Source organism: Kitasatospora fiedleri, assembly GCF_948472415.1.
In the GTDB taxonomy this organism is placed as follows: Bacteria; Actinomycetota; Actinomycetes; order Streptomycetales; family Streptomycetaceae; genus Kitasatospora; species Kitasatospora fiedleri.
Window position 1 is genome coordinate 4,907,846 of record NZ_OX419519.1, and the last position, 24,705, is coordinate 4,932,550.

Genomic DNA, 24,705 nt, shown 5'->3' on the forward strand with positions numbered 1-24,705 from the left:
TCAAGGGCTCGAAGAGCCGCTGCACAAGCCGTTATCAACGCTTGACTCGCCTGTGTTGGACTGGACCAAGTCGGGGAGGAAACGGGACCTATCGGGACACCTCGACGGCCCGACCGGCGGGCGGGTGGTACGGGTGGCGCATATCTGTGAGGTCATGTCAAGACCGCCCCCGGGTACGGGCATCGGCGCGGCGCCCATGCGGCACCCGCGTGCCCCGCGGACCGTTCCCGCCCGTCCCGCCGTGCGTGCCGTCCGCGCGGCGCGCCCGCGCGCCCGTCCCCGCGCGGGCCCGGGCCCGCGCCCGCGAGGGGCGGTCCCGAAAGCGCCGGAGTTTCCCGGCCGAATGGCGCGGGGCGAATAGCGGAGCCGGTCGTCCCCGTTCTTTCCCGCCGCCGCGGCCGATAACGGGCCGGGAATCACCGCCGGGAGTTCCGTGGATTTCCCCGGGAAGCCGGCCCGCCCGCCACCGCGCCGACCCTCCGGGCGGCGGGTCCCCGGTGTTTTCGCCGGGCCGCCCGCGCCCCGCCCCGGCCGCGGGGGCCCGCCGCCGCGCCGCCCACCGCCGCGCCCGCGGGCGGACGCCGGGCCGCCGGGGTCGCGCCGCCGCAGGTCCGGCCTCCGGCGGCGGGCCGCCGGACGGCGCCGAGCCCGCGCCCCGGTGAAGTCGTGCGTATTCGACGGACGGTCCGCCGCCTCCCGCCGTCCCCCGCCGCCCCGCCTCCCGCCCGGAGGCCGCGCCACCTCCGTCCGCCCGTCGGCCGGACCGGGGCCCCGCCCGCGCGGCGGCCGGCGGGGCGGGGCCGGGGCGCCGGGCCGGATAAACCGGGGGAGCGGAATTCCCGGGATTCCGCTTGATCCATTCCTCTCACCCTGGGTCACCTTAAGTGAGCCTAAAGTCATGCCCGGGTCGGCCCCCGCCGGTCGTTGACGTGGCCGGGCCAAGGAAGACAACGGATTGACAACGAGCAGGGTGCGAAACCGCACCTGCGTTGACGCCCCAAAATGGTCTAGGCCAAGATCCGGAAGGCTGGTCTGTACCACTGCGCAGACCTCCCCGTACCCCATCCGGAGGATCGCGTGAAGCGTCAGGTACTGGCCATGCTCAGCACCGCTGCCCTGCTGGCCACCGCCGCGGGCTGCTCGTCCGGCGGCCCGTCGCCCGCGCAGACCGGCGTCGACGCGAAGAACGTGACCGGCACCGTGACCGTGTGGCTGATGAACGACGCCCAGAAGAGCTGGCCCGAGCTGGTGCAGCAGGTGAACGACGAGTTCGCCCAGAAGTACCCGAAGGTCCAGATCAAGCTGAGCTACCACGAGTGGCAGAACAAGGTCTCCGAGCTGGACGCCGCGATCGCCGCCGGCCAGGCCCCGGACGTGGTCGAGCTGGGCAACACCGAGACGCTGAAGTACATCGTCAACGGCTCGCTGATGTCCCTGGAGCGCGGCAGCTTCGACAACTCCGACAACTGGATCAAGGGCCTCTCCGACACCTGCACCTACCACCAGACGCTCTACTGCGTGCCCTACTACGCGGGCGCCCGGATCGGCCTCTACAACTCGAAGATGTTCCAGGACGCCACCGGCTCCGCCGACCTGCCGCAGAACGAGGACGACCTGCTCACCGCCCTCGACAAGGTGCAGGCCAAGTACAAGGGCAGCGCCGGCTACTCCTCGCTCTACCTGCCCGGCCCCTACTGGTACGCCGCGATGTCCTACGTCACCGCGTACGGCGGCTCGATCGCCAAGTTCGACTCGGCCGGCAACTGGCACGGCACCCTGCACGACGCCAAGTCCCAGCAGGGCCTCCAGCACTTCGTCGACCTGGTGAAGAAGTACAACAAGAGCGGCGACTACAAGGTCAACGAGGCCGACCAGGCCAAGGTGCTCGGCCACGAGAAGGCCGGGCTGATCTACGCCAACGGCTGGGAGCAGAGCGTCGCCACCGCGCCGATCACCGGCACCCCGGCGCTCCAGGACTCGCTCAGGATCGCCGCGATGCCCGGCCCGAACGGCAAGCCGCTGCCCTCCTTCATCGGCGGCTCCGACCTGGCGGTCACCGCCAAGTCGCAGAACGCCGAGGCCGCCGCGGACTGGGTGCGGATGTTCACCAGCAGCAAGTCCGAGCAGGTGCTGGCCGACAAGGACACCCTGCCGAACAACCTGGTCCAGCTCGCCCCGCTGAAGAACAAGCCGGCCACCTCCGCGGCCGCCAACGCCGTGCAGGACGCCTGGTTCACCCCGCTCGCCCCCGGCTGGGGCGCGATCGAGAAGCAGAACATCCTGGTCAACATGCTCAACGCGGTCTTCGCGGGCAAGAGCGTGGAGGAGGCCACCAAGGAGGCCGACGCCCAGATCGACCAGCTGATCAACAACCCGGGCTGACCGGGACGCCGGACCGCCGGACCGCCGGACCGCCCGACCGCCGGTCCGGCGTCCCGGTCCCCGGGACCGGGCCCCGGCGCACCGTCACGGAGTGTGCCGCGGGGCCCGGTCACACGTAGGATCGGCACAGAACAGTTCCACGCAGCGAGGGTGCGGACTCGCCGCCGTTCAGAGGTCCCCGTCGGGCGTCCCGCCCCACGGGGTAGAACCATCTCTCCACGGAGGCACACCCCGATGTCCGACCCGCAGACTGTTTCCGTACCCGGCAGGATCATGTCGGCGGAGATGGCCGAGCAGCCGGCCGTCCTGCAGCGCATCCTCGACGAGGGTGCGCCGGCGATCCGTGAGATCGCCGCGCAGATCGCCGCCCGCAACCCGCGCTTCGTCCTGCTGACCGCCCGCGGCACCTCCGACAACGCGGCGCTGTACGCCAAGTACCTGATCGAGGTCCTGCTCGGCAAGCCGGCCGGCCTCACCTCGATGTCCACCACCACCGCGTACGGCGCCAAGCCGGACCTCACCGACTGCCTGGTCATCACGGTCAGCCAGTCCGGCGGCTCGCCCGACCTGGTGGCCTCCACCAAGGCGGCCCGCGAGGCCGGCGCGATCACCCTGGCGGTCACCAACAACGCCGCCTCGCCGCTCGCCGAGGTCTCCGAGTTCCACATCGACGTGCTGGCCGGGCCGGAGAAGGCGCTGCCCGCCACCAAGACCTACACCGCCGAGCTGCTGGCGCTGTACCTGTTCGTCGAGGGCCTGCGCGGCGGCGACGGCTCCGCGGCGAAGGCGCTGCCGGAGCTGGCGGCCGGCATCCTGGCCCGCCAGGGCGAGGTCAAGGACCTGGCCGAGCGCTACCGCTTCGCCCAGCGCCTGGTCATCACCTCGCGCGGCTACGGCTACCCGACCGCCCGCGAGGCGGCGCTCAAGCTGATGGAGACCACCTACATCCCGGCCTCCCCGTTCTCCGGCGCCGACCTGCTGCACGGCCCGCTGGCCATGGTCGACAACGTCTCGCCGGTCATCGCCATCGTCCCGGACGGCAAGGGCGGGGAGGCCCTGCAGCCCGTCCTGGACCGCCTGCGCGGCCGTGGCGCGGACCTGGTCGTGATCGGCCAGCAGGCGCAGGTCGACGCCGCCAGCGCGGGCTTCGCGCTGCCGGCCGGCGTGCCCCAGGAGGTCCAGCCGATCCTGGAGATCCTGCCGCTCCAGCTGCTGGCCTACGAGGTCACCATCGCCCGCGGCCAGGACCCGGACGCCCCGCGCGCCCTGGCCAAGGTCACCGAGACCCACTGAGGCGGGACCCGCCGAGACACGGCGAAGCCGCCCCCGCGAGGTGCTGCGGGGGCGGCTTCGCCGTGTCCGGGGCCGGGGAGCGGGGCTCGTCCGGGGCCGGGAAACACTACGGGCCACGGCGCCGACACAGGACCCTCAACCTGTGCGGCACCGCAGCCCGGAGCTGTATGCCGGAGGCGGGGACCGTCCGAGAGTTGTGCGGGACCCTCGAACGACGCCTCCGACCGAGGAGGGGCCTCGCGCGGTCAGGGCAGTTGCGCGGAGGGCCTCTCCTTGGTGCGTGTTCATTGTGGACTAGACCAATTGTGGTTGTCCAGGGGGTCCCCGCAATTGGTCTGGACAACGTGCGGCAGGGCGGTCGGCGATACGCTCACGGTGTGCCCTCGCTGAACGAACTCGTCCGCCGCCACACCACCCTCACCGGTGCCGACGTGGAGTGGCTGCACCTCCTGGTCTCGGAGTGGCAGCTGCTCTCCGACCTGTCCTTCGCCGACCTGGTGCTGTGGATTCCCACCTGGGACGGCATCCGCTACGTCTCGGTGGCCCAGATGCGGCCCAACACCGGCCCCACCTCGTACCAGGACGACATGGTCGGCCACCTGGTGCCGCGCGGCCGCCGCCCGCTGCTGGACGCCGCCTACGACGAGGGGCGGATCGTCCGCGAGGGCGACCCGGAGTGGCGGGAGGAGGTGCCGGTGCGGGTGGAGTCCATCCCGGTGCGACGGGACGGCAAGGTGCTCGGCGTGATCGCCCGCAACACCAACCTGCTGACCGTCCGCACCCCCAGCCGACTGGAGCTCACCTACCTGCAGAGCGCCTCCGACCTGGCCCAGATGATCGCGGCCGGCACCTTCCCCTACCCGGGCGTCGAACAGGCCGACATGGACGCCGCGCCCCGGGTCGGCGACGGGCTGATCCGGCTCGACGTGGAGGGCGTGGTCACCTACGCCAGCCCCAACGCGCTCTCCGCCTACCACCGGCTCGGGCTGACCACCGACCTGGTGGGCAGTCACCTGGGCCGCAGCACCGCCGAACTGGTGCCGCCCAGCCGCGGCGCGGTGCACGAGGCGCTGGTGAAGATGGCCAGCGGCTGGGCCCCCCGGCAGACCGAGATCGAGGCCCAGGGCGGCGTGGTGACGCTGCGCACCATCCCGCTCAAGCCCAAGGGCACCCCCACCGGCTCCCTGGTGCTCTGCCGGGACGTCACCGAACTTCGCCGCCGCGACCGCGAGTTGATGACCAAGGACGCCACCATCCGGGAGATCCACCACCGGGTGAAGAACAACCTGCAGACCGTCGCCGCGCTGCTGCGGCTGCAGTCCCGCCGGATGGACTCGGCGGCCGGCCGGGCCGCCCTCGACGAGGCGGTCCGCCGGGTCGGCTCGATCGCCATCGTGCACGAGACGCTCTCGCAGGCGCTGGACGAGTCGGTGGCGTTCGACGAGATCGCCGACCGGGTGCTGGCGATGGTGATGGAACTCTCCCAGGACGGCCGGGTGGTGGCCCGCCGCAGCGGCTCCTTCGGCATCCTGTCCGCCGAGGTCGCCACCCCGTTGGCGATGATCCTCACCGAGCTGACCCAGAACGCCCTGGAGCACGCCTTCGGCCCCAGCGCCTCCGGCAACCTGGAGGTCAGCGCGCTGCGCGGCCGCGCCCCGGCCGGCGGCAAGGGCTGGTCGGACACCTGGAACAACGGCGTGAAGCCCGAGGAGTACCTGCTGATCACCGTGCAGGACGACGGCCGCGGCATGCCCGAGGGCTTCGACCCGCAGCAGGCCGGCAACCTCGGCCTGCAGATCGTCCGCACCCTGGCCACCGGCGAACTCGGCGGCAGCTTCGACATGGTGGCCGCGCCGGACGGCGGCACCAAGGTGGTGCTGGAGATCCCCGTCCCCTGACGGGGGCGGGGCGTCCCCCTCCCGGGGGCGGAGACAGAAACGAGGCCCTGCCGACCGGGGGGGTGGGTCGGCAGGGCCTCTCGACCCGGTCCGGCCGTCGGGGGGAGTCGGCCGGAACGGGGGCTTCTGGTGGTGGCGCGACGCCCGCCCCGTGCGTTGCACACGGTGAGCGCCACAGGCCAACGATATTGCTCTCCGTGAACAGTATCAAGTGCCTGGGCGGCTCGCGTCGTCGGCCCCGCGGATCGAGCGGGCCCGTTCGGGAAGGCTCGGCCGGCCAATCGCGGCCGAACCCTTGATCATGGGTTGATCCGTACTGCTGCCGACTGCTCCTGACGACGCGTCAGTCGGCGGGTGGTCGGGTGTATCAGGCGGTGCGGGCGCGGTTGCGGGCAGCGCGGCGCTTCATCGCGCGACGCTCGTCCTCGCTCATGCCGCCCCAGACGCCGGCGTCCTGGCCGGTTTCGAGCGCCCACTGCAGGCACTGCTCCATCACGGGACAACGGCGGCACACGGCCTTGGCTTCCTCGATCTGCAGCAGAGCAGGGCCGGTGTTCCCGATCGGGAAGAACAGCTCCGGGTCCTCTTCGCGGCAGACAGCGCGGTGGCGCCAGTCCATGGTCGTCCAACTCCTCCGGTCGACGGGCCGTGGCCCGCGACTCACTCGAATGGCTTGTGAATGTGAACGCTTTCACGAATCCCGCAACAGCAAAAGGGACCTAAGGCCCATCGGGCCCGGGCGGTCTGTGCTGAGGGGGGTTCGGCGATTCGAGGGGCTCTCCCGCGGTGTCCCGCTGCGGTGTGTCCCGATCGCCATGTAGAGGTTCGCAAACCTCGAAGCCGGATACAACCCCCTTCGGCAAGAAATTTTTGATTCTTCGGTGTCGCCTACCTCACAGGCAGTACTTCTATGGGGTGAAGGGGCTCGAACGTTCGAGAGCAAGGTGACGACCCCCTTCTGGTCACACAATCACACGCAGTGCCCGCCGTACGCCTGTGAAACTGACGCGACTCCTGTCTCCAAGGTGGTCCCCATCGACCTGAAACGGGGCCGGTTCCTCTGAAACCAAGGTGAAGTGCCGGACGTCGTGATAGGAGACGAGGTGCTTCCCGGAGGGGCCGGCCGGGCGTTCACCGCCCTCCGCCGAGGGCAGCGGACGGAGGATCTGACGGACCGTCCGAGCGGTCCGGAACGCCGTCATTCGAGTGATGCCGAAGATGTCCAGGTCGGTTTCGAATGAAGCCGAGGGAGACGGGAAGACGGGACGGGAACCCAGAAAGGTCCACGGTGAAGTGTTCGAGACTATGGCCATCACCATGCCCGGCACCGGGTCCCGGCCGTTGATCTCCAGGGAGATCGGCCCGGAACGCCGGTGTTCACGCTCGGTGACGTAGTGCCGGAGCGCCTCGACCACGTAGAGCGCGTGCGTGGATCTGCGCCCCGCCCGGCGCTGACGCTCCACCCGGCCGACCACGCCCGCGTCGAAGCCGAACCCCGCGGTGAAGGTGAACCAGCGGTCCGGCACCCCGTCGGTCAGCGCCTTGCCCAGGCCGATCGCCCGCTCCCGGCGCTCCGCCAGCGCGTCCAGCAGCGCGCCGGTCGCCTCCACCGGGTCGTTCGGCAGGCCCAGCGCGCGGGCGAACACGTTGGTCGAACCGCCCGGCACCACCGCCAGCCGCGGCACCCGCTCGCCCGGGCCGTGCGCCAGCAGGCCGTTCACCACCTCGTTGACCGTGCCGTCGCCGCCCAGGGCCACCACCAGGTCCACCGCGCCGTCCTCGACCGCCCGCTGCGCCAGGTCCCGGGCGTGGCCGCGGTACTGGGTCTGGGCGACGTCCAGCTTCAGGTCGCTGCGCAGGGCGTGGATCAGCACGTCCCGGGTCCGGCCACTGGTGGTGGTCGCCTTCGGGTTCACGACCAGGAGAGCGCGCATGGTGATCAGCCTACGACCCGCCCGACCCGGGACGACCGTTACCCTGGCCCGGTGACCGCTGAACCCGCCTCCGCCACCACCCCCGCCGCCCGGCCCGTCCCGCTGATCGTCGGCGCGGTGACCACCGCGCTGGAGGGCGCGGCCATGGCCGGCTGGGGCGTCTACAACCTGCTGTCCGGCTTCACCGGCGCGGACGCCGACTTCGGCCGCGCCGAGCTGGGCGGCGCCGTCCTGCTGCTGATGGGCCTGCTGCCGCTGCTGGCCGCCCGCGCGCTGCTGCGCGGGCAGCGCTGGGGCCGCAGCCCCGCGGTGCTCACCAACTCCATCTGCCTGCCGGTCGCGTACTACATGTGGCAGTCCGGCGGCGCGATGGCCGCCGTCGGCGCCGCGGTCGCCCTGCTCGGGCTGGCCGGCATCGTCGCCCTGCTCAACCCCCGGGTCACCGCCGTGCTCTACGGCACGCCCGGCGAGCGCTAGGCACACGCCCGGCGAGCGCTGGCCGCACGCCCCGGCCCGTCACGACCGGCAGGGCCCGTCCCCGGGTGGGGGCGGGCCCTGCGGCGTCGTACGGGGGCGTGCGGAGGCTCGGGCGGGCGCGCGGGGCCTCCGTCGGGCGCGCGGGCGCGGCGGGGCGCCCGCTGCCTACTCCTCGACCAGCAGCTTCTCGCGCAGCTGCGCCAGGGTGCGGGCCAGCAGCCGGGAGACGTGCATCTGGGAGATGCCGACCTCGGCCGCGATCTGCGACTGGGTCATGTTCCGGAAGAACCGCAGCACCAGGATCTTCTGCTCCCGGGGCGGGAGTTGGGCCAGCAGCGGCTTCAGCGACTCGCGGTACTCGACGCCCTCCAGCGCCTCGTCGGTGGCCCCCAGGGTGTCCGCGACGGCCGGCGACTCGTCGTCGCTGTCCGGCACGTCCAGCGAGAGCGTGGAGTACGCGTTGGCGGACTCCAGGCCCTCCAGCACGTCCTCCTCGGAGATGCCCAGGTGCTCGGCCAGCTCGTGCACCGTCGGCGACCGGCCGTGCCGCTGGGACAGCTCGCTGGTCGCCGTGGTCAGCGACAGCCGCAGCTCCTGGAGGCGGCGCGGCACCCGCACCGCCCAGCCCTTGTCGCGGAAGTGCCGCTTGATCTCGCCGACGATGGTGGGCGTCGCGTACGTGGAGAACTCCACCCCGCGCTCGTGGTCGAACCGGTCCACCGACTTGATCAGGCCGATGGTGGCGACCTGGGTCAGGTCGTCCAGCGGCTCGCCGCGGTTGCGGAAGCGGCGGGCCAGGTGCTCCACCAGCGGGATGTGCATCCGGACCAGCTGGTTGCGGATCTCCACCCGCTCCGCCGACCCCTCCGGCAGCTCGGACAGCCGGACGAACAGCGCCCGGGCCGCCTCGCGGTCCGGGGCGCCGCTGCGGTGCCCCTGCGCCGGGACGGTCGAGCGGACGGCCTCGGCGGCCGCCGCCGGACCACCGCCCGCCGCGGGCTCGACCGCGGGCACCGCCTCGGGCCGCTCGGGCTTCGGATCGGTCGGCTGGCTCATCCGGTGGGAGTCCTTCGGGAGGGCTTCTTCGTCAGGGGTGGCGGTGCGGGCGACGCTCGCCTGCGGCGGTACGACGGCAACTGTGCGGTCCAGATCACTCACGGCGATCACCCGTTCCGTTCCGAGAACACGTCACTACCTACGGCTGGCCCGGCGACCCGCCGCGCTTCTTGTGCAGGCTGATGGAGACCGTGTTGTCCGAGCCGACCGTCGAGTCGACCTCGCCGGCCAGCGCGGAGAGCACCGTCCAGGCGAAGGTGTCCCGCTCCGGGGCCCGGCCGTCGGTGGTCGGGGCGGACACGGTGACCCGCAGCGCGTCTCCCACCAGGCGGAACTCGCAGCTCAGGATCGAGCCGGGGACGGCCTGTTGGAGCAGGATGGCGCAGGCCTCGTCCACCGCGATCCGGAGATCCTCGATCTCGTCCAGGGTGAAGTCCAGCCGTGCCGCGAGGCCGGCCGTCGCCGTCCGCAGCACCGAGAGGTAGGCGCCCGCCGCGGGCAGCCGGACCTCAACGAAGTCCTTCACTCCGGGCTCGCCGTCGATCTGGGACACCCTCACCTCCTGGGTGACGCACGGTGCTTGCGGCCGGGGAGCTGCCAACACCACTGGCTCGGTTCAACTGCCTTGTGCCCCGAGACGTTACCGCGCCCGGGGGTGGTCTGTCGTGATCTCGCCGTACCGTCACGGGAACGGGGGACCACGGTTCGAACGGGCTCGCGCTCAGCGCGGGCCGGAGCCGAGCGCGGCGAGCGCGCCGTCGGTGAGCCGGAAGACCGTCCACTCGTCCATCGGCACCGCGCCGAGCGACTTGTAGAAACCGATCGAGGGCTCGTTCCAGTCCAGCACCGACCACTCCAGGCGCTGGTAGCCGCGCTCCACGCAGATCCGGGCCAGCTCGGTCAGCAGCGCCTTGCCGTGGCCGCCGCCACGCTTGTGCGGGCGGACGTACAGGTCTTCCAGGTAGATGCCGTGGGTGCCGCGCCAGGTCGAGAAGTTGCGGAACCAGAGGGCGAAGCCGACCGGCTCGCCCGCGTCCTCCGGGTCGTCGGACTCGGCGATCAGGCCGAACACCGCCGGGTGCTCGCCGAACAGCGCGTCGTGCAGTTGCTCCTCGGTGGCCTTCGCCTCGGGCAGCGCCCGCTCGTACTCGGCGAGCTCGCGGATCATGGCGTGGACGAAGGGGATGTCGGCGGGGGTCGCGGTGCGGATCATACGGTCGAGCGTACTCATCTCACCCCTCCCTCCGGAAAGGGCTTTATGCCCTGGACGGCACCGCCGGAAACGGTGCCCGGACGGTGCCGCCGCGGCGGAGGGGCAGGGAGAGGGCCAAGCGGAGGGGCAGGGGAGAGGGACGGGGCGGGGGCTCAGGCGGACTGCCGGGCGCGCAGCGCGTTCAGCAGGGCGGCGCCGCGCTCGGCGTCGTCGACGCTGACCGCGAAGTCGTGGCCGGTGGCCCGGACCCGGACCACCAGGCACTCGCCGGCCCGCAGCATCACCGTGGTGCCGCGGCCGCTCAGCCGGTAGCCCCAGCCGCCGACCTGCGCCGCGCCCCGGCGCTCGACCCGGGCCGACTCCAGCTCGGCCAGCGGCCAGCGGCGGGTGGGCAGGCCGAGCGGGCCCAGCGCCACCTCCAGGCCGGCCGTCGAGACCCGCACCCGCACCGAGGAGCAGGCCCCGACGGTCAGCGCGGTCAGGGCGAGCACCCCGAACACCGTCCAGCCCGGCCGCGCCGCGAGCAGGCCGGTCCCGGCGCCCAGCAGGACCGCCGCCGCGGCCAGGCCGCAGAGCGCCGCCAGCGCCCGCAGCCACGGGTTGGCGGTCCGGGAGAGCCACACCAGGCGCTCGCCGTCCGGGAGTTCGAGCACCGGCCCGGCCGGGGCCGGGGGCACCCGCCGGGCGGACAGCCGGTGGCGGCCCAGCAACCACGCCGCCGCGCCGGTCAGCAGCGCCGCCGCCAGGGTGCCGAGGAACCAGCCGAGCGGCAGCCCGGCCCCGTGCCAGTCGGCGCGGTCGAGGTTGGCCCGGACCAGGGTGGCCTGCACGCCCGGGAACAGCACGCCGCCCGCCGCCAGGCAGACCAGCAGCCAGAGCCGGGCGAGCGGGTCGCCCCGGTGCCGGTCCAGCAGGGACAGGCCCAGCAGGCCCAGCGCGCCCAGCACCGCCCAGATCAGCGCCGGGACCAGGCAGGCCGCCCAGAACGGCAGCGAGCCGTCCGCGGTGCTGCTCCTCCAGTGGGTGGCCATCCGCTCCGGCAGCCGCCCGGCCGCGCCCAGCGGGAGGACGGCGGTCAGCACCGCGGTGCCCGCCGTCCAGACCGCCGGCCGGACCGCAGGCCGGACCGCGGGCCACCGCAGGCCGTCCCGGTGTGCGCTCCGCTGCTCGCTCACGGTATCCCCCTGATCATCTCGACGAGTTCGGCCCTGCTGTACCCAGCCCGGGCGGCCTCCGCGACCAGCGCGCGGGCCTGCTCCAGCAGCCCGGAGCGCTGCTCCGCGCCGCTCGCGACGGTCACGCCCCGGCCCCGGCGGAACTCCAGCAGGCCGTCGTCGCGCAGGTCGCGCAGGGCGCGCAGCACGGTGTTGACGTTCAGGTCGAGCGCCTGCGCGAGGTCGCGCGCGGAGGGCAGCCGGTCGCCCGGGCGGCACTCGCCCTCGGCCACGGCACGGCGGACGGCGGCGGCGACCTGCTCGTGCAGGGGCCGGGTGTCCTTGGTGTCCAGTCTCAGCAGCATGGTGCTAATGAAGATAGCACCATTGGCTCGAATCGGGGCCCGCCGGGCCCTCTCGGTCCCGGAAACGCGAAGCACCCGGCCGCCCCTGGTGGGGCGGCCGGGTGCCGGCGAGGGCTGACCCGGGGTCAGGCCTTCTTGGTCTCCCAGAAGATCGCGTCGATCTCGGCGATCAGGTCCAGCAGGGCCTGGCCGGTGGCCGGGTCGGTGGACGCCTTGGCGGCCGAGGCGGCCTTGCCGGCACGGTTGAACAGGTCGTGCAGGCCCGGGTAGGCCTCGAAGTGCGGGGCCTTGAAGTAGTCGGTGTGCAGCACCGAGAGGTGGTGCTTGACCAGCTCGGCGCGCTCCTCCTTGATGACGATGGCGCGAGCCCGGAACTCGGCGTCCTCGTTGGCCTGGTACTTCTCCTGAGTGGCCTTCACCGACTCGGCCTCGATGCGGGCCTGGGCCGGGTCGTACACGCCGCACGGCAGGTCGCAGTGGGCGTGGGCGGTGACTCGCGGAGCAAACAGACGAGAGAACATGGGGGTCCTTCCTTAGATCGTCTTCCCGCGCCCGACATTACCCTCACGGCAGGCCGAAATCGCGGTCGCCCCGGGGGCCTAGGGCAAAAGAAGGAGTGCGAATCGTGCGATATGGGACACCGTTCGGCCTCGTCGACGTCGCCGGCCCGTCGATGCGCCGGCTGCTCTCCGACGGCGACCGGGTGCTGGTGCGCTACGGCGCGCCGCTGCGGCCCGGGGCGATCGCGCTGTTCCGGCACCCGCTCCAGCACGACCTGCTGGTGGTCAAGCGGGCGGCGGAGCGCCGTCCGGGCGGGTGGTGGATGCTCTCCGACAACCCGCTGGTGCGCACCGACAGCCGCGAATACGGCGCGGTGCCGGACGAGTTGGTGCTCGGCCGGGTGCTGCTGCGGCTGGCCCCGCGGCCGGCCTGGCTGGCGCCGGGGCGGCGGCTGGAGCGGGCGCTGCGTGGGCGGGCGCTGCGCGGGCGGGTGCCGCGGCTGGCGGAACGGCTGGGCGTCGGCGTCCCGTTCGAGGACCGGCTCTGACGGCGGCTCAGCCCTGGGCGGCCGGCGCGCGCTGGGCCTCCTGGCGCTTGCGGGCCCGGTAGGCGGCCACGTTGGCCCGGGTGGCGCACCGGTCGGAGCAGTAGCGGCGGGAGCGGTTGGTCGAGGTGTCCAGGTAGGCGTTGCGGCAGGGCGTGGCCTGGCAGATGCCGAGCCGGTCGACGCCCAGGCCGGTGAGGTGGATGGCCAGGCCCATGCAGGCGACGGCGGCGTAGTTGGCGGCGGCGGTGGGCGCGTTGTCGGCCAGGTGCAGGTGCCAGTGGGGGCGGCCGGTGTCGTCCAGGTCGTCGTGGCCGGAGACCAGCGGGCTGACGGGGTACTCCACCATCAGGCTGTTCAGCAGGTCGACCGCCCGGACGTCCTCGCCGTCCGCGGCGGCCTCGAACACCCCGCGCAGCCGGGTGCGCACGGCGCGCAGCCGGGGCAGGTCGGACTCGTCGGCCAGCGCGGCGGCCCGGGACGGCGCGCCGAACAGGGCCCGGACGGCGTCCACCGAGGTGAGGTCGTCGGTGCCGCGGCCGGGTTCCTCGCTGTTGACCAGCCGGACGGCGAAGTCGGCGTAGGAGGCGAGCTCCACGGGGGTCCTTCCGGTGCAGGTGTAACGGGCATGCTGCCTTCAGGGTATTACACCCCCGGACGCGGCGAGGTCCCGCTCCGGAACTACGGAGCGGGACCTCGCCGGGTGTGTCCGCCGTGTCTCAGAGAACCCTCGACAGGAAGGCCTTCGTGCGGTCGTGCTGCGGGTTCGTGAGCACGTCGCGGGGGTGGCCGGACTCCACGACCACGCCGCCGTCCATGAAGACCAGAGCGTCACCGACCTCGCGGGCGAACGCCATCTCGTGCGTGACCACGATCATGGTCATTCCGTCCTGTGCGAGCTGCCGCATGACGTCCAGCACGTCGCCCACCAACTCCGGGTCGAGCGCGGAGGTCGGCTCGTCGAAGAGCATGAGCTTGGGTTCCATCGCGAGGGCGCGGGCGATGGCGACGCGCTGCTGCTGGCCGCCCGAGAGCTGCGCGGGGTAGTTGTCGGCCTTGTCGGCCAGTCCGACCCGGGCCAGCAGTTCGCGGGCCTGCTCCTTCGCCGCCGCCTTCCCCGCGCCCTTGACCTGGACGGGGGCCTCGATGATGTTCTCCAGCACCGTCATGTGCGGGAAGAGGTTGAAGCGCTGGAAGACCATGCCGATGTCGCGGCGCTGGAGCGCGACCTCGCTGTCCTTCAGCTCGTAGAGCCGGCCGCCCTTCTCGCGGTACCCGACCAGGTGGCCGTCGACCGACAGCCGGCCGGCGTTGATCTTCTCCAGGTGGTTGATGCACCGGAGGAACGTCGACTTGCCGGAGCCGGACGGGCCGACGAGGCAGAACACCTCACCGGTGCGGACCTCCAGGTCGATGCCCTTGAGGACTTCGAGCGCGCCGTAGGACTTGCGGACCCCTTCGGCCTTGACCAGGACCTGGCCGGAAGCGGGCTTCTGGAAATCGGTCATCGCGCACGCCCAAGGGAGAGCAGGTTCGTCTTGATCTTCTGCAGCGGAGTCGGTGGCAGCGTCCGGGTGGAGCCCTTCGCGTAGTAGCGCTCCAGGTAGTACTGGCCGACGCTGAAGACCGTGGTGAGCACCAGGTACCAGAAGCAGGTGACGAAGAGCAGCTCCATGACCGCCAGGTTGTTCGTGTAGACGTCCTTGGCCTTGGTCATGAGCTCGCCGTAGGTGACCACGTACGCGAGCGACGAGGTCTTCAGCATGTTGATGAACTCGTTGCCCGTGGGAGGAACGATGACGCGCATGGCCTGGGGGAGGACGACGCGCCGCATGGTCTTGGCCCGGGAGAGGCCGAGCGCGTGCGCCGCTTCGGTCTGGCCCTCGTCCACGGACTGGATGCCGGCCCGGACGATCTCGGCCATGTACGCGCCCTCGTTGATGCCGAGGCCGAGGAGCGCGGCGACGAAGGGCGTGACCAGGGTGTTCGTCGAGACGCCGAACACGGTCGGGAAGACCAGCGCGAGGTTCCACCAGATCAGCAGCTGGACCAGGACCGGGGTGCCGCGGAAGAGCCAGATGTACCCCCACGCCACCGACGAGGTGACGGGGTTCTGCGACAGCCGCATCACTGCGGCGACCACGCCGAGCAGCAGGCCCAGGGCCATCGCGCAGACACTGATCAGCAGGGTGTGCCACGCCCCCGAGACCGATGCCGAGGTGAAGAGGTTGTCGCCGGTGATGGACCACTGGATGTCGGCCCCGGCGAACGCCGCGATCAGCGCGGCCAGGAGGAGGAGCACGACGACGGCCGACACCCACCGGCCGTAGTGACGCACCGGGATCGCCTTGATCGTGTGCTCGGCAGGGATCTCGTCGGCATCGGTTGTGACAGACGTCATGGGAAAGAGCCTCTCGGGCGGACGGCGGTTTGCGGGGGCCCGCCGGGTGGGCACCGTCGGGTGCCCACCCGGGCGCGGGTCAGGAACCGCCGTTGACGGTCACGGAACTGACCGCACCGAGCTTCACGTTGTACTTGTCGAGGATCTTGGCGTACTCGCCGTTGGCGATGAGGGCTTCCAGGCCGGCCTTGATCGCGTCGCGGAGCTGGGTGTTGTCCTTGGCCACGCCTATGCCGTAGAGGCCCGGGTCGATCTGCTCGCCGACGACCTCGAAGTCCTTGCCGCCGCCCGACGTCTGCGCGTTGTAGGCGGCCACCGGGTAGTCGTTGAGGTCGGCGACGGCGGCACCGGACTTCAGCTTGAGCAGGGCCTCGCCGTCGTGCTCGTACCCCTGGATGGTGATCGCGCTCTTGCCCGCCGCGGTGCACTTGTCGGACTGGGCCTTCGCGGCGTCCTCGTTGACGGTCGCCTTCTGCAGGGCGACCGTCTGGCCGCACAGGTCGTCGAGCGAGTGGATGCCCTTCGGGTTGCCCTTCTGGGTCAGGATCGAGGTGCCGGCCCGGAAGTAGTCGACGAACTCGACGCCCTTGCCCTGACGCTCCTGGTTGTCCGTCATCGCGGACATGATCAGGTCGATCCGCTTGGTGCTGAGGGAGGTGATCAGGGTGTCGAACCCGGCGTCCTGGATCTGGAACTTGACGCCCAGCTGCTTGCCGAGCGCGTCCGCCAGGTCGGGGTCGATGCCGACGGTCTTCTCGCCCTGCTTGTACTCCACGGGGGCGTAGGCGACCTCCGAGCCGACCTTGATGACACCGGCCTTCTGGATCTCGGCGGGAAGCTTGCCGTAGAGAGGTGCCGAGGTGCCGGCGCCGCCGGCGGAACCGCTTCCGCCGCTCCCGCACGCGGTGAGGAGCAGGGAGCCGGCCGCGAGGACGGCGGCCGCGGTGAGCGGCCGGAGGCGCGGGTTACGGGCAGCGGGCATGGGGGGATCTCCTCTTGGGGACCGGACGGGGTGCCGCGCTGCGGGTGGGACGGCGCGGTACGGCGTGGGACGGTGCTCGTCACCCTCCGCCGAGGTGACAGGTGGTTCCGATGTGGGGGGAATCCTGCCACTGTGGGCGGGAAATAAGTGCCTGCGGCAGGTCAAAATCGGATAACAGGACTGCCGACTGTCCGGTATCCGGATATTTCTCCCGTTCATGTCACCCGGTGCATAGTCATGCACCGGGTGACCGAGCGGTCGGGCGGCCGGCCCGGCGGTCTAGAAGCTGCCGTTCACCACGGCGCTCTGCACCGCGCCCTCGGACAGGCCCCACTTCGCCAGCACCTTGTCGTACACCCCGTTCCGGATCAGCTGGTTCAGCGCCTCCGCCACGGCGTCCCGCAGCGCGGTGTCCTCCTTGGCGAACGCGATCCCGTACGGCGCCATCTGCAGCTGCTCGCCCGCCACCTGGAACTGCGCGCCGGCCCGCCCGTTCTTCACCGCGTGCGCCGCCACCGGGGAGTCGTTCAGGTCCGCGGTCGCCCGGCCCTGGGCCACCAGCGCCAGGGCCTGGTCGTCCGTCTCGGTCTCGGTCACCGTCAGCTTCTTGCCGGTCTTCTCGCAGGCCCCGGCCTGGCGCTCCATCATCACCGACTGGACGGTCTCGCGCTGCAGCGCGACCGTCCGCCCGCACAGGTCGTCCAGCGAGGAGACCTTCTGCGGGTTGCCCTTGGCCACCACGATCGAGGTGCCGGTGACGAAGTAGTCCACGAAGTCCAGGCCGTCGTTGATCTTGCGGGCCTGGTCGTCGGTGCCGTCCCGGCGCTGGGTGTTGTCGGTCATGCCCGACATCACCAGGTCGTACTCGTGGGCCTGCAGCCCCAGCCGCAGCCGGTCGAACGGCACGTCGCTGAACTGCACCTGCACGCCCAGCACGTCCCCCAGCGCGTGGGCCAGGTCCACGTCCAGGCCGTCCGGCCTGTTGCCGTCCGCCTTGAAGCCGATCGGCGCGTACGTCAGGTCCGCGCCGATCCGCAGCACCCCCGCGGAGCGGACCGGGGCGGGCAGCCGGCCGTGCAGGTCGGACGGCGCGGCGGTGGCGCCCGACGAGGAGCCGGAGCCGCAGCCGGTCAGCAGCAGTGAACCGGTCACCGCGGCGGCGGTGAGGGCGCCGGCCCGGTGCGCGGTGGTGGTCCGGCTTCCGGCGCCGGTGCCGGATCTGACGGGGCGAGTGGCCGTCGACATCTTGGTCCTCCTGTGGGAGAGGGAGCGGGCCCCCGCCGCCGCGCGCTGGTGTGCGCGACCGGGTGCGACGGGGCAGGACGCGGCCCGACGTGCGCGGGAACGTCCGGACAACGGTGGTCGAACACCGGATACTGCCATCCCGACCTGATGGAGCAGGTAGCGGGTGTGTCAGAATCTGGTATCGGGTGACCCCCGACGCAGAACTCAGACCGCCGGTTCGCCACAGGGCCGGGGTGCCCAGGAACGGAAGCCGTCACCGGCTCCGTATCCGAAGGCGCCAGCTCCCCTCCGTGTCTGCGTTCACTCCTGCGAGTGCCCTGCGGACCCCTCGCTTCGGGGGCCACGCGGACAAGAAGGACCCGGCACAGGTGCGGTACCGGGCCCGGACCACAAGCGCAGAACACCTAACACCCTCACCCCGAGGGCGCCGCCGACGGCAGCGCCCCGACCCGGACACGGGTACGCCACAGGCGGCGTACCCGGATTCGCGCATTGCCGCGCGGCCGGGCCGAAGTCCGTCGGACGCGCGCCTTCGCTGATATGACGAAGAGGTCATTGTGGCAGCGGAGATCATCACCGACACCCAGAGCACTGACGACCCGGTCGACGCCGTCTTCGCGCTCCACCGCGGCGGCAAGATGGAGATCCGGGCGACCGTCCCGGTCCGCGACGCGGAGGACCTGTCGCTCGCCTACACCCCGGGCGTGGCCCGGGTCTGCACCGCCATCGCCCAACAGCCCGCCCTGGTCAACGACTACACCTGGAAGTCCAACACCGTCGCCGTCGTCACCGACGGCACCGCGGTGCTCGGCCTCGGCGACATCGGCCCCGCGGCCTCGCTGCCCGTGATGGAGGGCAAGGCCATCCTGTTCAAGCAGTTCGGCGGCGTCGACGCGGTGCCGATCGCGCTGGACTGCACCGGCGTCGACGAGATCGTCGAGACCGTGGTCCGGCTCGCGCCGTCCTTCGGCGGCGTCAACCTGGAGGACATCTCCGCCCCGCGCTGCTTCGAGATCGAGCGGCGGCTCCAGGAGCGGCTGGACATCCCGGTCTTCCACGACGACCAGCACGGCACCGCGATCGTCACCACCGCCGCGCTGTGGAACGCCGCCAAGGTGACCGGCCGTCAGGTCGGCGACCTGCGCGCGGTCATCTCCGGCGCGGGCGCGGCCGGCATCGCGATCGCCAAGATGCTGCTCGCCGCCGGCATCGGCGACGTCGCGGTCTGCGACCGCCGGGGCGTGGTCCACCAGGGCCGCGAGGACCTCACCGACGTCAAGGCCGAGATCGCGGCGCTCACCAACCGCACCGGCCGCACGGGCAGCCTGGCCGACGCGCTGGCGGGCGCGGACGTGTTCATCGGCGTCTCCGGCGGCACCGTCCCCGAGGACGTCGTCGCCACCATGGCGCCCGGCTGCTTCGTCTTCGCGATGGCCAACCCCACCCCGGAGATCCACCCCGAGGTGGCCCACCGGTACGCGGCGGTGGTCGCCACCGGGCGCTCCGACTTCCCGAACCAGATCAACAACGTGCTGGCCTTCCCGGGCATCTTCGCCGGCGCGCTCTCGGTCCGGGCCAGCCGGATCTCCGAGGGCATGAAGCTCGCCGCGGCGCAGGCCCTGGCGGGCGTCGTCGCCGACGAGCTGACGCCGCAGAAGGTCATCCCGTCGCCCTTCGACGAGCGGGTCGCCCCCGCGGTCACCCGCGCGGTCGCCGAGGCGGCGCGGGCGGAGGGGCTCGCCCGGCTCTGACCGCGGATCGCACGGCACCGGGGCCCGCCCGAGGACTCGTCCGGGGGCGGGCCCCGGTGCCGTGCGCGGACAACGGCCGCCCCGGAAAAGCAATATGGGGACGTTCACAGTGAGTCGTGGTTAACGCGCGGGGCGCCGCCCGGCTAGGGTCCGGGCATGTTCGCTGCCTACGCCGCCCGCATCAGTCCCGACGACCCGCTGAGCGCACTGGAACTGGGCGAGGTGCCCGAACCGGAGGCCCGCCCCGGCTGGAGCGTGGTGACGGTCCGGGCCGCCACGCTGAACCACCACGACCTGTGGTCGCTGCGCGGGGTGGGCCTGCCCGCCGAGCGGCTGCCGATGGTGCTGGGGTGCGACGCGGCGGGCGTCGACGAGGACGGCAACGAGGTGGTGATCCACTCGGTGGTCGGCCAGAGCGGCCACGGGGTGGGCCCGCACGAGCCGCGCTCGATCCTGACCGAGCGCTACCAGGGCACCTTCGCCCAGCGCGTCGCGGTGCCGACCTGGAACCTGCTGCCCAAGCCGGCGGAACTCAGCTTCGAACAGGCGGCCTGCCTGCCGACCGCCTGGCTGACCGCCTACCGGATGCTGTTCACCAACGCGGGCGTGAAGCCCGGCGACACGGTGCTGGTGCAGGGCGCCGGCGGCGGGGTGTCCACGGCGCTGGTGGTGCTGGCCAAGGCGGCCGGGCTGCGGGTGTGGGTCACCGGACGGGACGAGGCCAAGCGGGCCCGGGCGGTGGAGCTCGGCGCGGACGCGGCGTTCGAGAGCGGCGCCCGGCTGCCGGAGCGGGTGGACGCGGTGATGGAGACGGTCGGCGCGGCGACCTGGTCGCACTCGGTGAAGTCGCTGCGCCCGGGCGGCACCGTCGTGATCTCCGGGGCGACCAGCGGACCGAACCCGAAGGCCGCCGAACTGAACCGGATCTTCTTCCTGGAACTGAAGGTGGTCGGCTCGACCATGGGCACCAAGGAGGAACTGGCCGGCCTGCTGGCGCTGTGCGCCCACACCGGGGTGCGGCCGGTGATCGACTCGGTGCTGCCGCTGGCCGGGGCCCGGGAGGCGTTCGCCCGGCTGGAGCGCGGGGACGTGTTCGGCAAGCTGGTGCTCACCCCCTGACCCGGGGACGGACGCGGCGGAGCGCCCCCCGACCCGTCCTCGGGGGGCGCTCCGGGTCTCCGGTGCGGGACTAACGCCCGTACAGGGCGCGGGCGGCGGCGGCCAGCGCCTGCTGGGCGCGGGCCAGCCGGGCGGCGTCGACGCCCCGGTCGCGGGCGGTGTCCCGGACGTGGTCGCGGAACCGGTCGAGCAGGCGCTCCAGCTCGCGGGCCGGGTCGCCGTCCGGGTCGGTGCGGGCCCAGTCGGGCAGCTCGGCGGCGGCAGCGGTGCCGGCGGCGTCGGCCGGGCCGGTCGCGTCCGCCGGGGCGTCCTTGTCCAGGTCGATCCGGACGGACGGCTCCTCGGGGCTGCCCCAGCGCGCGGCGTCCGCCAACGAGCCGAGGCCGCGGGTGAGTTCGGCCAGGCCCTCGGCCAGGCCGGCCGACCAGTCGCCGCCCGCGGCGGTGCGGGCGGCCCGGACCTGCTCCTCGATCCGGCGCTTGAGCCGCAGCGCCTCCTGCTGGGCGGCGGTGCGGGCGGCCCTGGACTGCTCGCGCAGCCGCCGGGACTCGGCCTCGGCGGCCTTGGCCTGCTGCCGGGCGGCCTTCTCCTGCTCCTTGGCCCGCCGGGCCTGCTCCTTGGTCTCGGCCTTGAGCCGGGCGAACTCCTCCTTGGCCCGCTGCCAGGACTCCTGGTCGCGCCAGGGGGTGCCGGTCGAGGAGGCGCCGGGTTCGGCGGCGGCCTGGTTCCACAGCTCGGCGCGCAGGTCCTTGGCGTTGTCCCGGACGTCCTGCCGGATGGCTCCGGCGAGCTGGCCGACCGAGTCGTGGATCTCGGCCTCCAGGTCGGTCAACTCGGCCGCGCGGGAGGCGAGCTCGGCCCGGCCCTGGTCGGTGAGCCGGTAGACCTTGCGGCCGCCCTCGGTGGTGTGGCTGACCAGGCCCTCCGCCTCCAGCTTGGCCAGCCGGGGGTAGACGGTGCCCGCGGAGGGCGCGTACAGGCCGTGGAAGCGCTCCTCCAGCAGGCGGATCACCTCGTAGCCGTGCCGGGGGCTCTCGTCGAGCAGCTTCAACAGGTAGAGGCGCAGCCGCCCGTGGCCGAACACCGGTGTCATCAGGACTCCTTGGTCAGGTCGAGCGGGGCCGCCGACAGTTCCTTGGCCGGGTGCTCCTCCTCGGCCTCGGGGCGGCGCTGGACGGTGACCGCGCCGGTGACGGTGGTCACCGCGAGGCGGCCGCGGCCGGTGCCGAGCTGGCCGGAGAGCTTCTTGGAGCCCCAGCCGCCGCCGACGCTCAGCTCGGCGAAGGCGCTGGAGAGCGTCCCGCTGGTGGTGCCGGCCTCGACCTTGGCGTCGGCGAGGGCGGGCAGCCGGACGCCGACCGCGCCGGAGACGGTGTTCACGCCGATGTCGGTGGGGGTGGCGGCGTCCAGGTCCAGGGTGACGGCGCCGGAGACCGAGTGGGCGCGGATCTTCGTCGCGGAGCCGGCCACCAGGGTGACCGCGCCGGAGACCGTGTTGACCTTCAGCTGGCCGGACAGGCCCTCGGCGTCCACGTCCCCCGAGACGGTGTTGGCGCTGACCAGGCCGGTCAGCCCGGCCAGCGTGGTGGCGCCGCTGGCGCCGTGCACGCCGACCTCGCCCGCGATGCCGGAGATGGTGGCGTCGGCGGAGACGGTGCCGACCCGGACCACGGCGGCGGCCGGGACCGCGACCGTCAGGTCGGCGCTGCGCTTGCGGCGCAGCCCGGAGAAGAAGGACTTGACCGTCTGCACCGACTTCACGGCCTCGCCGAACTCGCCCCAGCTGAGGTCCTTGTAGGTGACGGTGAGCACGCCGTCCTCCAGGACGACCTGGAGCGGCTCACCCTCCAGCCGGGCCACCTCCAGCCGGGCGGGCCCCTCGGTGGGGACCACGTTCACGGTGCCGTCGACGACCCGCACGTGCAGGGTGTGCACGCTCTCGTCGAAGGCGATCTGCTGAGTGCTGTCTACCGTCCACTGCGTCATGTCCGACTCCCCGTCCTCCCATACGCGATGTATCGCGTCGTCCTGTTATTCACGATATATCGCGTGGCGCGGAAGTCAAGGCGCTCCGGCCCCCACCCCGACCCGGAGCGCACCCCGAGCCGACCCCGAGCCGGACTCCGGGGCGGCCCCGTCCCGGGCTCCGGGAACGCGAACGGCCCGGGGGGCGAACTCGCCTCCCGGGCCGTGCTGCTGACGTCCCGTCAGCCGTTCACTCCTCGTCGTCCTCGTCGTCCAGCCGGGCCAGCCAGGTGGCCAGCCGCTCCACCGGCACCTCGAAGTCCGGGTTCAGGTCCACGAACTCCCGCAGGCGCTCGGCCAGCCACTCGAAGGTGACCTCCTCCTCGCCTCGCCGGCTCTCCAACTCCTCGATGCCGCGGTCGGTGAAGTACACGGTGGTTCGCTCCGGGGGTGGGTGGTTCCAGGTCCGTCGGAACCCAGGATAGTGGCGCGCCGATCAGCCGTTGTACCGGTAGTAGCTGAGCGCGAGGGAGACCGCGCCGTCGTTGGTGACGTTGGTGATCTTCATGATCGCCACGCTCCAGCTCTGCCGGTTGCGCACGCAGATCATCCGGCCCGGCGGCAGGTCCCCGTACGGGAACGCGGCGCTGGGGTTCTTGTCGATGGCGTCCGAGCACTCCTGCGGGGTGAGCGAGTCCGCCTTGCTGAGGTAGCGGTCGAAGTCGTCCGGCACGGACAGCTTGTCGTAGCCCGGCCGCACCAGGTCGTCGTTGACCGAGGTCGGCACCACCTTGCCGTTGACCAGGTCGAAGCCGTAGTCGCTGCTGGGCGCGGACAGCTCGCGGTCGGTGTAGACCGCGGTGAACCCGGCGGGCGCCCCGCTCGGGCGGGCCGACCCGGAGGGCGAGGACTTCGGGCTGCCGGAGGCGGACGGCGACGCCGACACCTGGTCCCGGCTCACGCTGTCGCCCCCGGCACCGCCGCCGGTGGGGCTCGGACCGACCGTGACGGTCTCGGTGGCGACCGGGGTGCCCCCGGTGTCGCCGCCCAGCTGCTTCATCAGCACCAGCCCGCCCGCCGTCCCGGCCAGCAGGGTCACCAGCGCGACGATCAGCAGGGTCTTCCAGGACACCCCGCGGTGACGCTCCGCCGGTCCGGCCGGGGCCGGACCGGCGGCGAGCGGGACGGCCGGGCCGGGCGGCGGGGTGTGCTGCTCGGCCGGCCGCACCGTCGGGTCGGCCGGGGCCACCGGGCCGGTGACCGCCTCGGAGACCGGGGTGGGCGGCCCGAACACGCCCGCCGGCGGCGCCACCGGGGCGTGCTGCTGCCGCACCGGCGGCGCGAGCGGCTGCGGGGGAGTGGCCGGCAGGGTCGGCGGCGCGGCCGGCAGCGGGGTCGGCGGGGTCCGCGGCAGGTCGGAGCGCCGGGTGATCTCGGTGTTCACCTGCCCCGGCAGCCAGTCCTCGCCGAACCGCAGCTGCCCGCCCACCACCGGGTGCTCGCGGGCCGCCAGGATGATCTCGGCGGGCGTCGGCCGGTCCGCCGGGTCCTTCGCCAGGCAGCGCCCGATCAGCTCGCGCAGCGGTGCGGGCACGCCGTTCAGCTCCGGCTGCTCGTGCACCACCCGGTACAGCACCGCGGTGTCCGGGCCGTCGCCGAACGGCGGCGCGCCGCCCGCCACGTACGCGGCCAGCGCGCCCAGCGCGAACACGTCGGTGGCCGCGGTGACCGGCCGGCCCTGGGCCTGCTCCGGCGACATGAACGCCGGCGAGCCGATCCGGTAGCCGGTGCCGGTCAGCGCCGTCGCGTCGGCGGCCCGGGCGATGCCGAAGTCGATCACCCGCGGCCCGTCCGCGGCCACCAGCACGTTGGCCGGCTTGAGGTCCCGGTGCACCACCCGCACGCTGTGGATCGCCTGCAGCGCCTCCGCGATGCCGCCCACCAGCAGCAGCACCGTCCGCACCGGCAGCGCCCCGTGCTCGCGCACCACCTGCTGGAGCGACGGACCCGGCACGTACGAGGTGACCAGCCAGGGCGCGCCCGACTCCAGGCCGCCGGAGTCGATCACCTGCGCCGTGTACAGCCCGTGGATGCGCTGGGCGCTGCTCACCTCCTGCGCGAAGCGGCGGCGGAACTCCCCGTCCTCGGCGAACTCCGGCCGCACCACCTTGAGCGCCACCGGGCGGCCGCCCGGCGTGTACGACAGGTAGACCCGGCCCATGCCGCCGGCGCCGAGCCGGGCGAACAGCCGGTAGCCGCCGACCTCGCGGGGGTCGTCCGGCAGCAGCGGCTGGAAGACCGGTGGGAGCGGAGCGGCGTGCTGCGGAGTGTCGGCTGCCATGAGGCGGGTCCCCCTCGGATGAGCGTGTCGAAAGACGGCCGTCCGGCGCGCGGCGCCCGGAACGGCGAACCACAACCTATCGAC

24 protein-coding genes are annotated in these 24,705 nt (G+C 72.7%); 7 read left to right on the top strand and 17 right to left on the bottom strand.

From position 1 onward, the window contains the following. Positions 1 to 1,077: 1,077 nt before the first annotated feature. The 3 genes from QMQ26_RS22665 (at position 1,078) to QMQ26_RS22675 (ending at position 5,573) form a co-directional block, all read left to right on the top strand. Positions 1,078 to 2,382: an extracellular solute-binding protein gene (locus tag QMQ26_RS22665; protein WP_282202514.1), complete on the top strand. Its 1,305-nt coding sequence runs from the start codon at positions 1,078 to 1,080 to the stop codon at positions 2,380 to 2,382. Between the two features lie 234 nt (positions 2,383 to 2,616). Further along, positions 2,617 to 3,675 (top strand): SIS domain-containing protein, encoded by a 1,059-nt coding sequence (locus QMQ26_RS22670; protein ID WP_100836409.1) that lies wholly within the window; start codon positions 2,617 to 2,619, stop codon positions 3,673 to 3,675. Positions 3,676 to 4,052: 377 nt separating this feature from the next. Next, positions 4,053 to 5,573, top strand: a complete 1,521-nt coding sequence (locus tag QMQ26_RS22675) for a sensor histidine kinase (protein ID WP_100836408.1) — start codon at positions 4,053 to 4,055, stop codon at positions 5,571 to 5,573. 367 nt (positions 5,574 to 5,940) lie between these two features. Here the strand turns inward: QMQ26_RS22675 and QMQ26_RS22680 are convergent, their stop codons facing one another. Together QMQ26_RS22680 and QMQ26_RS22685 are read right to left on the bottom strand one after the other, a co-directional pair. Next, positions 5,941 to 6,192 carry a WhiB family transcriptional regulator gene (locus QMQ26_RS22680; RefSeq protein ID WP_014138019.1) on the bottom strand — a complete coding sequence of 84 codons (252 nt, stop codon included), beginning with the start codon at positions 6,190 to 6,192 and terminating at the stop codon, positions 5,941 to 5,943. Positions 6,193 to 6,535: 343 nt separating this feature from the next. Then, complete coding sequence (locus QMQ26_RS22685; RefSeq protein WP_100836407.1) at positions 6,536 to 7,507, bottom strand: diacylglycerol/lipid kinase family protein; 972 nt, start codon at positions 7,505 to 7,507, stop codon at positions 6,536 to 6,538. 51 nt (positions 7,508 to 7,558) lie between these two features. Here QMQ26_RS22685 and QMQ26_RS22690 point away from each other — a divergent pair, with 51 nt between their 5' ends. Further along, on the top strand, positions 7,559 to 7,984 hold the full coding sequence (locus tag QMQ26_RS22690; protein WP_282202515.1) for a hypothetical protein: 426 nt from the start codon (positions 7,559 to 7,561) through the stop codon (positions 7,982 to 7,984). A 165-nt stretch (positions 7,985 to 8,149) separates the two neighbouring features. Here the strand turns inward: QMQ26_RS22690 and QMQ26_RS22695 are convergent, their stop codons facing one another. The 6 genes from QMQ26_RS22695 to sodN form a co-directional block, all read right to left on the bottom strand. Then, positions 8,150 to 9,040: an RNA polymerase sigma factor SigF gene (locus QMQ26_RS22695; protein ID WP_282202516.1), complete on the bottom strand. Its 891-nt coding sequence runs from the start codon at positions 9,038 to 9,040 to the stop codon at positions 8,150 to 8,152. 139 nt (positions 9,041 to 9,179) lie between these two features. Next, positions 9,180 to 9,593, bottom strand: a complete 414-nt coding sequence (locus tag QMQ26_RS22700) for an ATP-binding protein (RefSeq protein WP_100836405.1) — start codon at positions 9,591 to 9,593, stop codon at positions 9,180 to 9,182. A gap of 168 nt (positions 9,594 to 9,761) precedes the next feature. Continuing rightward, positions 9,762 to 10,253 (bottom strand): GNAT family N-acetyltransferase, encoded by a 492-nt coding sequence (locus QMQ26_RS22705; protein ID WP_100836404.1) that lies wholly within the window; start codon positions 10,251 to 10,253, stop codon positions 9,762 to 9,764. 152 nt (positions 10,254 to 10,405) lie between these two features. Next, positions 10,406 to 11,428, bottom strand: coding sequence for a DUF1648 domain-containing protein (locus tag QMQ26_RS22710; RefSeq protein ID WP_282202517.1), 1,023 nt, complete (start codon positions 11,426 to 11,428; stop codon positions 10,406 to 10,408). Beyond that, complete coding sequence (locus QMQ26_RS22715; RefSeq protein WP_100836403.1) at positions 11,425 to 11,772, bottom strand: GntR family transcriptional regulator; 348 nt, start codon at positions 11,770 to 11,772, stop codon at positions 11,425 to 11,427. Before QMQ26_RS22715 ends, QMQ26_RS22710 begins: the two co-directional genes overlap by 4 nt. A gap of 125 nt (positions 11,773 to 11,897) precedes the next feature. Continuing rightward, complete coding sequence (gene sodN, locus QMQ26_RS22720; protein ID WP_030457790.1) at positions 11,898 to 12,293, bottom strand: superoxide dismutase, Ni; 396 nt, start codon at positions 12,291 to 12,293, stop codon at positions 11,898 to 11,900. 104 nt (positions 12,294 to 12,397) lie between these two features. On the opposite strand from sodN, the gene sodX reads away from it, so the two are divergent. Then, positions 12,398 to 12,820: a nickel-type superoxide dismutase maturation protease gene (sodX, locus tag QMQ26_RS22725; RefSeq protein ID WP_404813939.1), complete on the top strand. Its 423-nt coding sequence runs from the start codon at positions 12,398 to 12,400 to the stop codon at positions 12,818 to 12,820. Positions 12,821 to 12,827: 7 nt separating this feature from the next. Here sodX and QMQ26_RS22730 read toward each other — a convergent pair whose 3' ends face one another. From QMQ26_RS22730 to QMQ26_RS22750, 5 genes are all read right to left on the bottom strand, one after another. Then, a complete protein-coding gene (locus tag QMQ26_RS22730; protein ID WP_282202518.1) occupies positions 12,828 to 13,415 on the bottom strand; it encodes a CGNR zinc finger domain-containing protein in 588 nt (195 codons plus the stop codon). Positions 13,416 to 13,536: 121 nt separating this feature from the next. Further along, positions 13,537 to 14,325 carry an amino acid ABC transporter ATP-binding protein gene (locus tag QMQ26_RS22735; RefSeq protein ID WP_100836401.1) on the bottom strand — a complete coding sequence of 263 codons (789 nt, stop codon included), beginning with the start codon at positions 14,323 to 14,325 and terminating at the stop codon, positions 13,537 to 13,539. After that, the gene (locus tag QMQ26_RS22740; RefSeq protein WP_100836400.1) at positions 14,322 to 15,218 is read right to left on the bottom strand and encodes an amino acid ABC transporter permease; all 897 of its coding nucleotides are present in this window, start codon (positions 15,216 to 15,218) and stop codon (positions 14,322 to 14,324) included. The genes QMQ26_RS22735 and QMQ26_RS22740 overlap by 4 nt, the downstream gene beginning before the upstream one ends. Positions 15,219 to 15,297: 79 nt before the next feature. Next, complete coding sequence (locus QMQ26_RS22745) at positions 15,298 to 16,200, bottom strand: ABC transporter substrate-binding protein (protein ID WP_282202519.1); 903 nt, start codon at positions 16,198 to 16,200, stop codon at positions 15,298 to 15,300. A gap of 279 nt (positions 16,201 to 16,479) precedes the next feature. Further along, on the bottom strand, positions 16,480 to 17,445 hold the full coding sequence (locus tag QMQ26_RS22750) for an ABC transporter substrate-binding protein (protein ID WP_282202520.1): 966 nt from the start codon (positions 17,443 to 17,445) through the stop codon (positions 16,480 to 16,482). 557 nt (positions 17,446 to 18,002) lie between these two features. Here QMQ26_RS22750 and QMQ26_RS22755 point away from each other — a divergent pair. Together QMQ26_RS22755 and QMQ26_RS22760 are read left to right on the top strand one after the other, a co-directional pair. Next, positions 18,003 to 19,196, top strand: a complete 1,194-nt coding sequence (locus QMQ26_RS22755; RefSeq protein ID WP_282202521.1) for an NAD(P)-dependent malic enzyme — start codon at positions 18,003 to 18,005, stop codon at positions 19,194 to 19,196. Positions 19,197 to 19,352: 156 nt separating this feature from the next. Further along, a complete protein-coding gene (locus QMQ26_RS22760; protein ID WP_100836396.1) occupies positions 19,353 to 20,315 on the top strand; it encodes a zinc-binding dehydrogenase in 963 nt (320 codons plus the stop codon). Between the two features lie 70 nt (positions 20,316 to 20,385). On the opposite strand, the gene QMQ26_RS22765 is transcribed toward QMQ26_RS22760, so the two are convergent. The 4 genes from QMQ26_RS22765 to QMQ26_RS22780 all read right to left on the bottom strand — a co-directional run bounded on the left by QMQ26_RS22765 (position 20,386) and on the right by QMQ26_RS22780 (position 24,621). Beyond that, positions 20,386 to 21,408 carry a PadR family transcriptional regulator gene (locus tag QMQ26_RS22765; RefSeq protein ID WP_100836395.1) on the bottom strand — a complete coding sequence of 341 codons (1,023 nt, stop codon included), beginning with the start codon at positions 21,406 to 21,408 and terminating at the stop codon, positions 20,386 to 20,388. After that, positions 21,408 to 22,301 carry a DUF4097 family beta strand repeat-containing protein gene (locus tag QMQ26_RS22770; protein WP_100836394.1) on the bottom strand — a complete coding sequence of 298 codons (894 nt, stop codon included), beginning with the start codon at positions 22,299 to 22,301 and terminating at the stop codon, positions 21,408 to 21,410. Before QMQ26_RS22770 ends, QMQ26_RS22765 begins: the two co-directional genes overlap by 1 nt. A 229-nt stretch (positions 22,302 to 22,530) precedes the next feature. Further along, positions 22,531 to 22,713 carry a DUF6104 family protein gene (locus QMQ26_RS22775; protein ID WP_100836393.1) on the bottom strand — a complete coding sequence of 61 codons (183 nt, stop codon included), beginning with the start codon at positions 22,711 to 22,713 and terminating at the stop codon, positions 22,531 to 22,533. Positions 22,714 to 22,776: 63 nt separating this feature from the next. Continuing rightward, the gene (locus QMQ26_RS22780; protein WP_282202522.1) at positions 22,777 to 24,621 is read right to left on the bottom strand and encodes a serine/threonine-protein kinase; all 1,845 of its coding nucleotides are present in this window, start codon (positions 24,619 to 24,621) and stop codon (positions 22,777 to 22,779) included. Positions 24,622 to 24,705 lie beyond the last annotated feature (84 nt).

What these genes read in the sequence shown, in the direction of transcription:
- QMQ26_RS22670 (WP_100836409.1), top strand. Translation starts at nt 2,617, where the DNA reads ATGTCCGACCCGCAGACTGTTTCCGTACCCGGCAGGATCATGTCGGCG.
- QMQ26_RS22680 (WP_014138019.1), bottom strand. Translation starts at nt 6,192, where the DNA reads ATGGACTGGCGCCACCGCGCTGTCTGCCGCGAAGAGGACCCGGAGCTG.
- QMQ26_RS22685 (WP_100836407.1), bottom strand. Translation starts at nt 7,507, where the DNA reads ATGCGCGCTCTCCTGGTCGTGAACCCGAAGGCGACCACCACCAGTGGC.
- QMQ26_RS22695 (WP_282202516.1), bottom strand. Translation starts at nt 9,040, where the DNA reads ATGAGCCAGCCGACCGATCCGAAGCCCGAGCGGCCCGAGGCGGTGCCC.
- QMQ26_RS22705 (WP_100836404.1), bottom strand. Translation starts at nt 10,253, where the DNA reads ATGATCCGCACCGCGACCCCCGCCGACATCCCCTTCGTCCACGCCATG.
- QMQ26_RS22715 (WP_100836403.1), bottom strand. Translation starts at nt 11,772, where the DNA reads ATGCTGCTGAGACTGGACACCAAGGACACCCGGCCCCTGCACGAGCAG.
- sodN (WP_030457790.1), bottom strand. Translation starts at nt 12,293, where the DNA reads ATGTTCTCTCGTCTGTTTGCTCCGCGAGTCACCGCCCACGCCCACTGC.
- QMQ26_RS22735 (WP_100836401.1), bottom strand. Translation starts at nt 14,325, where the DNA reads ATGACCGATTTCCAGAAGCCCGCTTCCGGCCAGGTCCTGGTCAAGGCC.
- QMQ26_RS22740 (WP_100836400.1), bottom strand. Translation starts at nt 15,218, where the DNA reads ATGACGTCTGTCACAACCGATGCCGACGAGATCCCTGCCGAGCACACG.
- QMQ26_RS22745 (WP_282202519.1), bottom strand. Translation starts at nt 16,200, where the DNA reads ATGCCCGCTGCCCGTAACCCGCGCCTCCGGCCGCTCACCGCGGCCGCC.
- QMQ26_RS22750 (WP_282202520.1), bottom strand. Translation starts at nt 17,445, where the DNA reads ATGTCGACGGCCACTCGCCCCGTCAGATCCGGCACCGGCGCCGGAAGC.
- QMQ26_RS22760 (WP_100836396.1), top strand. Translation starts at nt 19,353, where the DNA reads ATGTTCGCTGCCTACGCCGCCCGCATCAGTCCCGACGACCCGCTGAGC.
- QMQ26_RS22765 (WP_100836395.1), bottom strand. Translation starts at nt 21,408, where the DNA reads ATGACACCGGTGTTCGGCCACGGGCGGCTGCGCCTCTACCTGTTGAAG.
- QMQ26_RS22770 (WP_100836394.1), bottom strand. Translation starts at nt 22,301, where the DNA reads ATGACGCAGTGGACGGTAGACAGCACTCAGCAGATCGCCTTCGACGAG.
- QMQ26_RS22780 (WP_282202522.1), bottom strand. Translation starts at nt 24,621, where the DNA reads ATGGCAGCCGACACTCCGCAGCACGCCGCTCCGCTCCCACCGGTCTTC.